This is a genomic window from Acidovorax sp. (genome assembly GCF_046339755.1).
Classification (GTDB): Bacteria; Pseudomonadota; Gammaproteobacteria; order Burkholderiales; family Burkholderiaceae_C; genus Acidovorax.
In genome coordinates this window covers 1-12856 of record NZ_JBKDTZ010000043.1, presented here as the reverse complement: position 1 = coordinate 12856, position 12856 = coordinate 1, and the positions used below count along the sequence as shown (strand labels likewise).

The 12856-nt window shown below is 66.2% G+C and carries 11 protein-coding genes and 1 pseudogene; 5 read left to right on the top strand and 7 right to left on the bottom strand.

From position 1 onward, the window contains the following. A pseudogene (locus tag ACK59X_RS03595) lies at positions 1–253 on the bottom strand (hypothetical protein); the annotation flags it as partial. Beyond that, on the bottom strand, positions 237–620 hold the full coding sequence (locus tag ACK59X_RS03590; protein WP_409955246.1) for a response regulator transcription factor: 384 nt from the start codon (positions 618–620) through the stop codon (positions 237–239). The gene ACK59X_RS03590 and the pseudogene ACK59X_RS03595, both read right to left, overlap by 17 nt. Positions 621–739: 119 nt before the next feature. Between ACK59X_RS03590 and ACK59X_RS03585 the strand changes: the two genes are divergently transcribed. Together ACK59X_RS03585 and ACK59X_RS03580 are read left to right on the top strand one after the other, a co-directional pair. After that, complete coding sequence (locus ACK59X_RS03585; RefSeq protein ID WP_409955245.1) at positions 740–1435, top strand: helix-turn-helix domain-containing protein; 696 nt, start codon at positions 740–742, stop codon at positions 1433–1435. 2 nt (positions 1436–1437) lie between these two features. After that, complete coding sequence (locus ACK59X_RS03580; protein WP_409955243.1) at positions 1438–2205, top strand: response regulator; 768 nt, start codon at positions 1438–1440, stop codon at positions 2203–2205. Between the two features lie 4 nt (positions 2206–2209). Here ACK59X_RS03580 and ACK59X_RS03575 read toward each other — a convergent pair whose 3' ends face one another. Both ACK59X_RS03575 and putA read right to left on the bottom strand, forming a co-directional pair. Continuing rightward, entirely contained in the window at positions 2210–3835 is a 1626-nt protein-coding gene (locus tag ACK59X_RS03575; protein WP_409955242.1) for a methyl-accepting chemotaxis protein, read from the bottom strand. A gap of 171 nt (positions 3836–4006) precedes the next feature. After that, complete coding sequence (putA, locus tag ACK59X_RS03570) at positions 4007–7957, bottom strand: trifunctional transcriptional regulator/proline dehydrogenase/L-glutamate gamma-semialdehyde dehydrogenase (RefSeq protein WP_409955240.1); 3951 nt, start codon at positions 7955–7957, stop codon at positions 4007–4009. Between putA and ACK59X_RS03565 the strand changes: the two genes are divergently transcribed. From ACK59X_RS03565 to rlmD, 3 genes are all read left to right on the top strand, one after another. Then, complete coding sequence (locus tag ACK59X_RS03565; RefSeq protein ID WP_409955238.1) at positions 7881–8354, top strand: Lrp/AsnC ligand binding domain-containing protein; 474 nt, start codon at positions 7881–7883, stop codon at positions 8352–8354. The genes putA and ACK59X_RS03565 overlap by 77 nt on opposite strands. 94 nt (positions 8355–8448) lie before the next feature. Continuing rightward, complete coding sequence (locus tag ACK59X_RS03560; protein ID WP_409955236.1) at positions 8449–8751, top strand: hypothetical protein; 303 nt, start codon at positions 8449–8451, stop codon at positions 8749–8751. A gap of 70 nt (positions 8752–8821) precedes the next feature. Further along, complete coding sequence (gene rlmD, locus ACK59X_RS03555) at positions 8822–10285, top strand: 23S rRNA (uracil(1939)-C(5))-methyltransferase RlmD (protein ID WP_409955234.1); 1464 nt, start codon at positions 8822–8824, stop codon at positions 10283–10285. A 66-nt stretch (positions 10286–10351) separates the two neighbouring features. Here rlmD and ACK59X_RS03550 read toward each other — a convergent pair whose 3' ends face one another. The 3 genes from ACK59X_RS03550 to ACK59X_RS03540 form a co-directional block, all read right to left on the bottom strand. After that, positions 10352–10714, bottom strand: a complete 363-nt coding sequence (locus ACK59X_RS03550) for a hypothetical protein (RefSeq protein WP_409955232.1) — start codon at positions 10712–10714, stop codon at positions 10352–10354. Positions 10715–10826: 112 nt separating this feature from the next. Then, a complete protein-coding gene (locus ACK59X_RS03545; RefSeq protein WP_409955231.1) occupies positions 10827–11522 on the bottom strand; it encodes a Bax inhibitor-1/YccA family protein in 696 nt (231 codons plus the stop codon). A gap of 304 nt (positions 11523–11826) precedes the next feature. After that, the coding region (locus ACK59X_RS03540) for a putative bifunctional diguanylate cyclase/phosphodiesterase (RefSeq protein WP_409955229.1) at positions 11827–12856 on the bottom strand (1030 nt) is incomplete at its 5' end.

The following is a 12856-nucleotide window of genomic DNA, read 5'->3' as shown; positions in this document are numbered from 1 at the left end:
CGATGTTGTAGTTGAGTTTGGTGAGGCTGTGGTTGTTGACAGTGGTGTGTTCGTCGCGGGGTTGATGGGTGATGAATAGGTGCAGGAAGGCTTCGTTTTGCGGGGGGGTCAGGTCGTCCAAAGCCTTGTTGCGTTCGCGGTAGACATGCCCAAAATCTTCGATGAAGCGCAGCATCTGTTGTGCGGCGGCTTCGTCGAAGCGGGTGGCCTCGCCGAACAACGTGGCCGGCATGGGTTCAATCGGTGGGTGCATGGGCTGCCTCCAGGCGGTAAACCGTCTCGAGCACCTGCAGTGTGCTGAAGGGCTTGACCAGGTATGCGTCGGCGCCAGCCTTCAAGCCGTCTCGCCGGTCCTGTGCCTGCCCGCGTGCCGTGAGCATGATGACCTTGGTGTGCTTGAGGGCCGGGTTGCTCTTGATGCAGCGGCAGACCTCCAGGCCCGACAGGGTGCCGGGCATCATCACGTCCAGCAGCACCACGTCCGGTGACAGGGCGCGCGCCATTTCCAGACCGATGTCGCCGTTTGCAGCTTCGTGGATTTCAAAATCTTCGAACTCCATGGTCATGTGCAGCAGCTTGCGGATGTCCATATGGTCTTCAACGATAAGTACTTTTTTCATGGCGCTTCCCAATGAGGTGGCAAATTTGTCGAATCACTTGTTTTTCTTATCATATCAATCATTTTTATTCTTTGCAAGCTTGCTTGATAAAAATCGTTTGCAAGTAAAATAGTGCAATCATGAAAATTGAAAAGTCTTTGGATGGCTTGGCTGCGTCGGATCAGCTCACCACCTTCGAGGCCGCGCGGCTCCTGGGAATGGCGGTGCGCTCGGTGCAACTGATGGTGGACCGCAATGAACTCCAGGCGTGGAAGACTCCTGGAGGGCATCGGCGTATTTCGCGCCGTTCAGTCGAGCAATGGTTGCGCTCGCGTTCCGGTGGAGGGGCTCCAGTTGGCGGTCTGCAGGAGCCGGTGGCCATCCAGCCCACAGCCCGGCCTGTGCTTGCTCCCCGCGGCGTGAGCCCAGGAGCACCGGGCGAGGTGAAGGTGCTGCTGATCGAGGACTCCATCCATTTCCAGAACCTGGTGTCGTTGCTTGTGGAGCAGCATTTCCCGGCATGGCAGCTGCATATCGCCAATGACGGCATCACCGGTCTGGCCCTGTACGGGCAGATCCAGCCGGACATCCTGATCGTGGACATTCTGCTGCCGGGCATCGATGGCGCTGCGCTCATCACGACCTTGCGCTCGCACCCGCAGTTTGCGAAAAGCCGGCTCATCGTGGTGACGTCTCTGGACGAGTCCCAGCGTGCGCCCTATGCGTTTGCGCTGCAGGGCGTGAATGTCATCCACAAGCCGCGGCTGGTTGCCGAGCTGCCGGCGCTTCTTGCGCGGAGTGCGGACGCCAGCGCCGTTGCCCCGTCGTTGGGGTAGCTATGGGCGATGCGTTCACCGCTGCCGGACGGAGGGTGCTGCTGGTGGAGGATGATGCTTCCATTGCGCGCTTCATCGACATGGCCCTGGAAGACCTGGGTCTGGAGCTGACGCTGTGCGCCGACGTGGAAGCCGCGCTTGCCAGCCTGCGCCATCAGCCGGCGCGATTGATCATCACGGACCTGATGCTGCCAGGCCTGTCAGGCTATGATTTTCTGGACCGTCTGCATGCTGAGCCCGCGTTGTGCGGGGACGCCAAGGTGGTGATCTTCAGTGCTGGCCTGGGTACCGAAACTCCGGCCCGGCTCGATGGCCGCAGCGTTTGGCGTACATTGCGCAAGCCGGCTTCGGTGGCCCAGCTTCGGGCATGCGTGCAAGACGCTTTGGACGATGAAGGCGCAGCCCAGCCGCCAAGCGCAGGCGCGGCGCAGGATGAAGCAGCCCCGAGCGAATGCTTGGATGGAGAAGCCATCGCTGCCTACTTCGGTGGTGATGCCGCGCTGTTTCGGGCGTACCGTGCCAAGTGCCTCGCTCAATTCCCGCACGACCTGGCGGCGGGCGACGCGGCGTTGCAGGCTGCAGAGCTTGCGGCACTGCAGCGCTTGTCGCACAGTCTTGCCACGGTGTTCCGTACCTTGGGCTGGGCTGGAGACAGCGCAGTTGCAAAGCAGCTTGAGGCCTTTGCGGCTGCTGGCGATGCAAGCGCCTCGGCCGTCGAATGGGGCAGGTTGCGTTCGCGGTTGGCGGGCGCTGACGGGCGCTGCACATAGGTGGTCAGGCAGCTTCCAGCAAAGCGGCACTGCCTGCGCGGCGCAGTGCCACGGCGTCTGCCTGCGACAGAGATATCTCGCCTGTCCGCAGGCGGAAAAGGCGCATGGAGCTGCTGACGCCCTGTACCTGGCCATAGAGCGATTGGGCTGCAGCGGCCAGCTCCTCCACCATCGCGGCATTCTGCTGGGTGATCGAATCCATGTGTGTCACCGCCTCATTGATCTGCGACACGCCGACCTTCTGCTCGCCTGCAGCGGTGCTGATCTCGTTCAGCACGGAGTTCACCTTGCCTATCGACTGCAGCACGGCGTGCATGCGCTCGCGTGCCTGAGCGGCGCTGGCCACGCCGGCCGTGACCCGCGCACCGGACTCGGTGATGAGTTCCTTGATGTCCTTGGCGGCCGAAGTGGTGCGTTGCGCGAGTGCACGCACTTCGGAGGCCACGACTGCGAAACCGCGACCCTGGTCTCCGGCCCGGGCAGCTTCCACCGCTGCGTTCAAGGCCAGGATGTTGGTCTGGAAGGCAACGCCCTCGATCAATTGGATGATGTCTTCGATGCGTTTTGACGAGGTGGCAATTCCCTGCATGGATTCGGCCAGGTTCTGTACGGCCTCGTCACTGTGCCGGGCTACTTCGGAGGTGGCGTGCGCCATCTGGGCTCCCTGGTTGGCCGAGGTGGCACTGTTCTGTATCGTTCCGTTGATCTCCTCCATGGACGCGGCCGTCTGTTGCAGGCTGCTGGCTTGCGCCTCGGTTCGCGATGAAAGGTCGTTGTTGCCCGATGCAATCTCCTGCACTGCCACGTCCAGATGGCCCACTTCCTCGCGCACGTCGCTGACCACCGTGCGAAGGTTCACGCTGAGCTGATTGAGCGCCTGCTGCAGTTGGCCGACCACATCGGAAGCACCCGTCTCCACGCCCCGGGACAAGTCGCCCGAAGCCAGTCGATTGGCATCCCGGACCAGGCGATGCAGTGGAGTGACTGCAAACGCCTTCAGCAAGGCGGCACTGATCAACAAGGCCAGGACCGCGGTGCCCAGCACGACGAAATCCGGCGCCCCCAGAAAGTGCGGTACTGCCACAGCGGCCATCGCCATGGCTTGGGTGTAGGCCAACTTGGAGGCCAGTTTGGGCTGGCTCAGGCGCTTGAGCCATCCAGCAATCCCCTTGTGGACCAGCAGACCGCCTTGGAGCCCCTGGCTTGATCGCCCGGTGGCCTCGTCCTTTTTCATCTGGGCGTAGATGCTTTCCGCTGCCTGCACCCGCGCACGGTCGGGTGCCGTTCTGACGGAGAGAAACCCGGTGATCTGGTCACCATCCATCATCGGGGTTGCGTTGGCCTGTACCCAGTAGTGGTCCCCGTCCTTGCGCCGGTTTTTGACCAATCCAGTCCAAGGCAGGCCGGACTGTATGGTCTCCCACATGTCCCGAAATGCTTCGGAGGGCATGTCCGGATGCCTGACCAGGTTGTGAGGCTGGCCCATCAGCTCCTCTCGCTGAAAACCGCTGACCTGGACAAACGCATGGTTGCAGTAAGTGATCCGGCCTTTGAGGTCGGTGACGGAAACGAGCGTCTCTTCTGGGGCGAAGGTGAACTCCCGCTGGGTGACAGGCAGGTTGTTGCGCATGGTGGCTTCTCGATGGCAAGAGTGGATGAATTCAAAGCCAGGCGCACAGACTGCGTAGACTACCGGCTTCGTTGCTTTAATGATATTTTCATGAGTAAAAAATGTCAAATATGATTTTTGTGAAAATTTCGACGAGGTGGCTGAATGTGGGACGAGGCGTGTCCAGCGTGTTCATCCAATCGTCATCAGGCTCGCATTGCCCCCGGCCGCCGCCGTGTTCACGCTGAGCGCGCGCTCGATCAGCAGGCGTTCCAGCGGCACATCGGTGCTGCCCGGGTGCAGGGCCGTGACGGCGACGATGGGGCCGGCGCGGCGCGCCAGCTGTTCGCAGGTGCTGCGCAGCGCCTCGCTGCTGCCGTGGTGCAGCGCGGCAGCCAGTTCGACGCCGCCGTCCGCAAGTGCGTTGCCCGTGGTCACGATGCGCGCCTGCACCTCGGCGGGCAGGGTGTTGCGCAGGGCGGTGTGGGCGTCGCTCCACACGGCCTTGCCGCCGCTGGCCAGCACGGCGGCCAGCTGGGTCAGCAGGTCGTCTTCGGCGCTGGCGATGCACAGCACCGTGGCGCGCGGCTGCAGACTGTAGACATTGCGCTCACCCGTGGGGCCGGGCAGGGTACGTGCCGTGCCGCTCTGGCTTTCGCTGGCAAAGCGGCGGCAGGTGGCGGCCAGTGCCGCCTTGTTCTCCATCTGCGCCCAGCGCTCCAGCGCCCGCAGCGGCGCCAGCAGGCCATCGCGCGCGGCCATGTCGGGCGGCGTGGTGCGGTCGGCGGCCGCAAAGGTCTGGGCCAATGCGTTGGCAGGGCGTTCGGCCAGCAGGCGCAGCAGGTACAGCGGGCCGCCGGCCTTGGGCCCCGTGCCCGACAGGCCCTCGCCGCCAAAGGGCTGCACGCCCACCACGGCACCCACCATGTTGCGGTTGACGTAGACATTGCCGGCATGGGCGCGGTCCACCACGCGGGCGATGGTCTCGTCGATGCGGGGGTGCACGCCCTGGGTCAGGCCGTAGCCGGTGGCGTTGATCTGGTCGAGCAACTGGTCCAGGTCCTTGCGGGCATAGCGCACCAGGTGCAGCACCGGGCCGAAGACCTCGCGCTGCAGCTCGCTGATGCTGTTCAGCTCGATCAGCGTGGGTGGCACGAAGGTACCCTGCGCCGCCTCGGCAGCATCGCTGCGGCAATGCTGGAACACGCGATGACCAAGGTCCTTGAATGCCTCGATGTGCTTGTGGATGCCGCCCTGCGCTTCGGCGTCGATCACCGGGCCCACGTCCACCGCGAGCACGCCGGGGTTGCCCATGCGCAGCTCGCCCATGGCGCCCTGGAGCATCTCCACCACGCGATCGGCGGCATCCTCCTGCACGCACAGCACGCGCAGGGCCGAGCAGCGCTGGCCTGCGCTGTCGAAGGCCGAGGACACGGCGTCGGTGACCACCTGTTCCACCAAGGCAGAGGAATCCACGATCATCGCGTTCTGCCCGCCCGTCTCGGCGATCAGCGGAATGGGGCGGCCAGCGGCGTCGAGCCGGCCCGCGATGGTCTTTTGCAGGATGCGCGCCACCTCGGTGGATCCGGTGAACATGACGCCCATCACGCGCGCATCGCCGATCAGGCGGGCGCCGACGGTCTCGCCCTGGCCGGGCAGCAGCTGCACCGCAGCGCGCGGCACGCCGGCGCGCCACAGCAGGCGCACGGCCTCGGCAGCGATCAGCGGCGTCTGCTCGGCTGGCTTGGCCAGCACCGGGTTGCCGGCGGCCAGGGCTGCTGCCACCTGGCCCATGAAGATGGCCAGCGGGAAGTTCCAGGGGCTGATGCAGGCCACGGGGCCGAGCGGAATGTGCGTAGTGTTGTCGAAGGTGGTTGCGACCTGCGCCGCGTAGTAGCGCAAAAAGTCCACGGCCTCGCGCACCTCGGCGATGGCATTGCTGGCGCTTTTGCCGGCCTCGCGCATCAAGAGGCCCATCAAGGGCTGCATGCGGTCCTCGAGCAGGTCGGCCGTGCGTTGCAGCGTGGCGGCGCGTTCGGCCGGCGCGATTGCGGCCCATGCGGGGGCTGCCTGCTGCGCGTTCTGCAGGGCCTGGTCCACGTCCTCCGCCGTGGACTCCTGCACCTGGCCGACCACGTCGCGCAGGTCGGCGGGGTTGCGCACGGAGGCCGTGGGGCCGGTGGGCACATCGGCGGCCAGCAGCGGGCCGGCCTTCCAGTCCTGCAGCGTACTGGCCTGCAGGGTGGCGCTCAGTTGCGCCAGCGTGGCGTCGCTGGCGATATCGAGGCCCTGGGAATTGGCGCGGCCGGCGCCATACAGTGCGCCCGGCAGGGGGATGCGCGGATGCGGCAGGCCGGCCTGGCCTTCTCGCTGGGCGGCCTCGTCCACCACCTGCACGGGGCTGCGCACCAGCTCGGCCAGGGGAATGGCCTCGTCGGCGATGCGGTTCACGAAGGAGGTGTTGGCGCCGTTCTCCAGCAGGCGGCGCACCAGGTAGGCCAGCAGCGTCTCGTGCGTTCCCACCGGGGCGTAGATGCGGCAGGGGCGGCCCAGCTTGCCTGCCGTGACAGCGCCCACCACCTGCTCGTACAGCGGCTCGCCCATGCCGTGCAGGCACTGGAATTCGTACTGCCCCGCGTAGTAGTTGCTGCCCGCCAGCTGGTAGATGGTGGCCAGGGTCTCGGCGTTGTGCGTGGCGAACTGCGGGTACACCGCCTCGGGCGCGGCCAGCAGCTTGCGCGCGCAGGCCACGTAGGAGATGTCGGTGTGCACCTTGCGCGTGTAGACCGGGTAGTCGGCCAGACCGTCTATCTGGGCGCGCTTGATCTCGCTGTCCCAGTAGGCGCCCTTGACCAGGCGCACCATCAGGCGGCGGCGAGTGCGCCGGGCCAGGTCGATCACGAAGTCGATGACGTGGGGGCAGCGCTTCTGGTAGGCCTGGATCACGAAGCCGATGCCGTTCCAGCCCGCCAGGCTCTCGGCATGGCACAGGCGCTCGAGCAGGTCCAGCGAGATCTCCAGCCGGTCGGCCTCCTCGGCATCGATGTTGATGCCGATGTCGTAGCTTTTGGCCAGCTCGGTCAGGCGCAGCACCAGGGGGTAGAGCTCGTCCATCACGCGGCCGAACTGCGCGCGGCTGTAGCGCGGGTGCAGGGCCGACAGCTTGATCGAGATGCCCGGCCCTTCGTAGATGCCGCGCCCGGCCGAGGCCTTGCCGATGGCGTGGATGGCCTGCTCGTACGATGCGTAGTAGCGCTCGGCGTCGGCCGTGGTCAGGGCCGCCTCGCCGAGCATGTCGTAGGAGTAGCGAAAGCCCTCGGCCTCCATGCGGCGCGCGTTGGACAGCGCTTCGGCAATGGTCTCGCCGGTCACGAACTGCTCGCCCATCATGCGCATGGCCATGTCCACGCCCTTGCGGATCAGCGGCTCGCCGCCCCGGCCGATGAGCCGGCCCAGCGAGGCGCCCAGGCTGCCTTCGCTGTGCGTGGCCACCAGCTTGCCGGTGATGAGCAGGCCCCAGGTGGCGGCGTTGACGAAGAGTGAGGGGCTCTTGCCCAGGTGCGGCTCCCACTGGCCGTTGCTGATCTTGTCGCGGATCAGTGCGTCGCGCGTGGCCTTGTCGGGAATGCGCAGCAGCGCCTCGGCCAGGCACATCAGGGCCACGCCTTCCTGCGACGAGAGCGAGAACTCCTGCAGCAGGCCCTGCACGATGCCGGCACGCCCGGTACCCGCCTTGCGCTCGCGCAGCGCGCCCGCAATGCGCAGCGCCAGCTGCTGCGCGGCGGCGGCCACCGCCTGCGGCACGCGGGCCTGCTCCAGCAACGGCGCCAGGGCCTCGGGCTCGGGGCGGCGGCAGGCGGCGGTGATGGCGGCACGCAGCGGGCTGGACAGTGGGGTGCGCGGGGCGAAGTCGGCGAAGTGGGCGGGATGGGTCATGGCGGCTGCGTCTCTCTGGGATGGATTCGGGCCCGACGGCTGTCGGACCCGCTGGAATGGATCATCTCTGGACTTGTGATGAATAAATGTTCGAAAATTGGCCCATCGAACGAATGAATCACTATAGTCAATGACCAACGATGCCGATCTGGACCGTATCGACCGCAGAATTTTGTCAATCCTGCAGGAAGACGGGCGCATTGCCAACCTCAAGCTGGCCGAGGCCGTGGCCCTGTCGCCCACGGCGGTGCTGGCGCGTGTGCAGCGGCTCACGCGCGACGGCTTCATCCTGGGCTACGAGGCGCGGCTGAACCCGCTCAAGCTGGGAGCGGGCATGCTGGTCTTTGTGGAAGTGCTGCTGGACCGCACCACGCCCAATGTGTTCGACCAGTTCAAGGCCGCCGTGCAGGTGCACCCCGAGATCATGGAATGCCACATGGTGGCGGGGGGGTTCGACTACCTGCTCAAGACCCGCTCGGCGGACATGAATGCCTACCGGCTGTTCGCCGGCGACGTGCTCTGGCAACTGCCGGGCGTGCGCGAAACCCGCACCTATGCGGTGATGGAGGAGGTCAAGCACAGCAACCACCTGGTCCTGCGATAGGCACGGGGTAGGCACGCGCGCAACGCCTGCATTGGCGAGCGGTGCACAAGCCCGCATAATGGCTGCAATACCGAAAGTCGCAGGAGGAGTTCCCATGTCCGCATCCAAATTCGCTGCAGCCGCCTTGCTGGCCGTCGGCTTCAGCCAGTCCGCCTCTGCCGCCTGCTACGTGGTGTACAGCCCGGCCAAGGAAATCATCTACCGCTCGCCCGAGCCACCGGTGGACATGTCCTACCAGATCCACGAAGTGCTGCCCCGCGTGGCACCCGGCAGCACGCTGGTGTTCACGCTGGACAACCATGGCTGCGACCTGCGCATCAACGAGCTGCCGCGCTTTGCACCGGCCAGCATGAGCGGCCCCGGCGGGCGCCGCGCACCGCGCGCTGACCGCGGCTGATCCCGCCCTTCGACCTGCGGCCCCCGGGGGTGGGCGCAGGTCGCATTGCCGCCTCTGAGACAATCGGGGGATGAGCGAACCCAAAGAATTGTCCCCCTCGTATGAACCTGAAGGCCAGGAATCGGAGCAACTGCCCGAAGGCTGGCTGGCTGTGCGTTCCCTGGACCTGGAAGCCCAGGGCGTGGCGCGCAGGCCCGATGGCAAGGTTGTCTTCATCGACGGCGCATTGCCCTTCGAGTACGTCACCGCCAACACCCACCGCAAGAAGAACAACTGGGAGCAGGCCAGCCTGACGGCGATCCACCGCGAATCGTCGCAGCGTGTGCGCCCGGGCTGCCAGCATTTCGGCCTGCATGCCGGCGCCTGCGGCGGCTGCAAGATGCAGCACCTGCACGTGGGCGGGCAGGTCGCCGTCAAGCAGCGCGTGCTGGAGGACAACCTCTGGCACCTGGGCAAGGTGCGCCCGCAGACGGTGCTGCGTCCGATCGAGGGCCCGGCCTGGGGCTACCGGTATCGCGCGCGCCTGTCGGTGCGCCATGTGATCAAAAAGGGCACGGTGCTGGTCGGCTTCCATGAGCGCAAGAGCCGCTACGTGGCCGACATGCAGACCTGCCCGGTGCTGCCTCCGCACGTGGACGCCATGCTGATGCCCATGCGCGCGCTGATCGCCTCCATGGACGCGCGCGACACCTGCCCGCAGATCGAACTGGCCTGCGGCGACAGCGTGACCGCGCTGGTGCTGCGCCACCTGGAACCGCTGAGCAAGGATGACCTCGCGCGGCTGCGCGATTTTGCTGCGGCCCACCAGGTGCAATGGTGGCTGCAGCCCAAGGGCCCCGAGACCGTGAAGCTGATGGAGGAAGGCGGCGAGCCGCTGTCCTATGGCCTGCCGGACTTCGGCATCACCATGCCCTTCAAGCCCACCGACTTCACGCAGGTGAACCCGCACATCAACCGCGTGCTGGTCACGCGCGCGCTGCGCCTGCTGGATGTGCAAAAGCACGAGCGCGTGATCGACTGGTTCTGCGGCCTGGGCAACTTCACGCTGCCGCTGGCCACGCAAGGCCGCGAGGTGCTGGGCATCGAGGGCAGCGAGACGCTGGTGGCGCGCTCGCGCGAGAACTACCGGCTCAACCAGGGCCTGGTGGCCGAAGGCGGCAAGGCCCTGGCGCCCACCGACTTCGTGGCGCGCAACCTGTTCGAGATGACGCCCGCGATGCTGATCGCCGACGGCTCGGCCGAGAAATGGCTGGTGGACCCACCGCGCGAGGGCGCCTTTGCACTGGCCAAGGCGCTGGCCGACATCGAGCAGGCGCGCCTCGGCGCCGAGGGTGCGGCACCGTTGCCCCCGGGCGCCGAGAACTGGACCCCGCCCAAGCGCATCGTCTACGTGAGCTGCAACCCGGCCACACTGGCGCGCGATGCCGGCCTGCTGGTGCACCTGGGCGGCTACCGCTGCACGGCGGCCGGCATGGTCAACATGTTCCCGCACACGGCGCACGTCGAGAGCATGGCGGTGTTCGAGCGGGATTGAGGCCGGGGATCCTCCCGCCACACAGGCGTGAAAAAGGGGCTCGAGGGCCCCTTTGTCCTGTGTGCATCAACTCTCGGCGGGGGCGGATGCCCTTGGCGCCGCGCGCCTGGGTGCCGGCTCGGGGGGCTTGGCCACCACCGCGGGCGTGCCCTCGATCTTGTTGTCGCGCATGTACTGGTCCATCTCCTTCCAGCCGTCGAAGACCGCCGCCTTGGGGGCCTTGGGATTGAGGGTATAGCAGTCTTCCACCCCGCGCAGCGCATGGCGGCAGGCCCCGCCGATGGCCCGGGCCTCGGTGTCCTTTTGCTGCGCCTCGTTCAGTCCCAGCGTGGCGGTAAGCTTGTCGCACCCGGCCAAGCCCAGCAGGACAGCGGACGCAGCCAGAAGGCGCAGGACGGGTTGGGGGGCAAAGAAGTCGATAGGGCGCATGTACTTCCATTATCGGCAGCAGCCCGCCCGGATTGAGGCTTGACCATTGCGCGGGCTCAAGAAAAAGGCTCCCGAGGGAGCCTTTTGGTGACGCAGGGCTGAAGGAGCTGACTCAGTCCTTTTCGCCGCCCATGATGCCCAGCAGGGCCAGCAGGCTCTGGAACACGTTGAAGATGTCCAGGTACAGGGCCAGGGTGGCGCTGATGTAGTTGGTCTCGCCGCCGTCCAGGATCTGCTTCAAGTCATACAGCATGTAGGCGCTGAAGATGCCGATCGCCGCCACCGAGATCGCCATCATGCCGGCGGAGGAGCCCACGAAGACGTTGATGATGGCGCCCACCATGAGCACCAGTGCGCCCACCATGAGCCACTTGCCCATGCCCGAGAGGTCGCGCTTGATCACGCTGGCCAGGGTGGCCATGACCAGGAACACGCCTGCCGTGCCGGCAAATGCGGTCATCACCAGGTCGGTACCGTTCTTGAAGCCCAGCACCATGCCGATCATGCGCGAGAGCATCAGGCCCATGAAGAAGGTGAAGGCCAGCAGCACCGGCACGCCGGCGGCCGAACGCTTGGTCTTTTCGATCGCGAACATGAAGGCGAACGCGCCGCCCAGGAACACGATCAGGCCCACGCCGCCGCGCAGCGACTGCGTGATGCCCGTGGCAACGCCGATCCAGGCGCCCAGCACGGTGGGGATCATGCTCAGGGCGAGCAGCCAGTAGGTATTGCGCAGCACCTTGTGGCGCTCTTCCTGCGAAATGCCATAGCCCGCCGAAGGGTTCAGGGTGGTGACTTGGTCATTCATCGGTATCTCTCCTTGTGCCTGCACGGTACAGGCTTGGACAAATTCTAGGTGGAGGCGTTCCCCAGGAAGGCAATACCCGCACCGGTCAACGGGCTTGAAGGTATTAAGCACCCCCTGAGACGCTGCGCGTCTCGGGGCCACCGCCAGAGGCGGCGGCTCTTCGGGCACGTCCAAGCCTGCGCAGGCAGGCTTGGAGCCGCGGCCCTCAGCCCCCAGCGCGGCGAGGCGGCCCTTGCGCGGGGGCACTGGCCTTGGCCGCGCCAGTTTCAGGCGTAGCGCCGCAATGCAGCGAGCCACTTGTACGTCAGGCGGCCAGGGGCAGGGGGCTCTGGGCCTGGGAGGCCATGAAGGCGGGGATGGCTGGCGCCTCCAGCGGGCGCGAGAGGTAGTAGCCCTGGATGGCGTCGCAGCCTGCGGCGACCACGAGGTCGAACACGGCCCGGGTTTCCACGCCTTCGGCCAGCATGCGGTAGCCGAGCGAATGCCCCATGGAAATGAGGGATTTGACCAGCTCCATGGCCCGGGGATCGGTGTCCACCGGCTTGATGAGGGACTGGTCGAGCTTGAGCAACTGCACCGGCAGGGAGTGCAGGCAGGCCAGGTTGGAGTAGCCCATGCCGAAATCGTCCAGCGATATCTGGGCTCCCATGGCCTGCAGGGCCAGCAGGGCCTCGTGGGTCTCCACGTGGGTCATGACGGAGGTTTCGGTGCATTCCACGTGCAGCTTGTTGATCGGCACGCCCTGGCGCTCGCAGATCTCGCGCACCGCATCCACAAAGCCGGGCTGGTCCAGGTTGCGCGAGGAGACATTCAGCGCCATGGTGAGGTCGATCCCCTGGGCACGCCAGGCTGCCAGCTGGCCCAGTGCGGTGTTCAGCACCCAGCGCGTGAAGGCGTGGATCAGAGGGGAGTTCTCGATCAAGGGGATGAATTCGCCAGGCGATATTTCCCCGTGCACCGGGTGGGTCCAGCGCGCCAGGGCCTCCACCCCGGAGTAGGCCTGCAGGGTGAGGTTGAGCTTGGGCTGGTAGACGAGCCGGAATTCGCCCCGGGCCAGTCCGGGCGCCACGTCCTGCAGCAGGCGGAAGGCACGTCGGTGGGCGGCGTCGAAGCTGTCCTCGTGCCACAGCAGGCGCCGGCCGCGTGCGCTGGATTCCTGCAACGCTGCGGCGGCCTTGCGCAGGGCGTCCCTGGCGCTGTTCTGGTCGAGCTGGAAATCGACCAGGCCCATTTCGATCTCGAGCTCCACCGACCCGCTGCCGCACGCGCACGGCGTGTCCAGGTGCGCGACGACGCGGCGCGCGACCTGTTCGCAGGCTTCGCGCGAGTCGCCC

Coding starts and splice junctions, on each gene's coding strand:
- ACK59X_RS03590 (WP_409955246.1), bottom strand. CDS start 620: ATGAAAAAAGTACTTATCGTTGAAGACCATATGGACATCCGCAAGCTG.
- ACK59X_RS03580 (WP_409955243.1), top strand. CDS start 1,438: ATGGGCGATGCGTTCACCGCTGCCGGACGGAGGGTGCTGCTGGTGGAG.
- ACK59X_RS03565 (WP_409955238.1), top strand. CDS start 7,881: ATGACCAACGATGCCGATCTGGACCGTATCGACCGCAGAATTTTGTCA.
- ACK59X_RS03575 (WP_409955242.1), bottom strand. CDS start 3,835: ATGCGCAACAACCTGCCTGTCACCCAGCGGGAGTTCACCTTCGCCCCA.
- rlmD (WP_409955234.1), top strand. CDS start 8,822: ATGAGCGAACCCAAAGAATTGTCCCCCTCGTATGAACCTGAAGGCCAG.
- ACK59X_RS03560 (WP_409955236.1), top strand. CDS start 8,449: ATGTCCGCATCCAAATTCGCTGCAGCCGCCTTGCTGGCCGTCGGCTTC.
- ACK59X_RS03585 (WP_409955245.1), top strand. CDS start 740: ATGAAAATTGAAAAGTCTTTGGATGGCTTGGCTGCGTCGGATCAGCTC.
- ACK59X_RS03550 (WP_409955232.1), bottom strand. CDS start 10,714: ATGCGCCCTATCGACTTCTTTGCCCCCCAACCCGTCCTGCGCCTTCTG.
- ACK59X_RS03545 (WP_409955231.1), bottom strand. CDS start 11,522: ATGAATGACCAAGTCACCACCCTGAACCCTTCGGCGGGCTATGGCATT.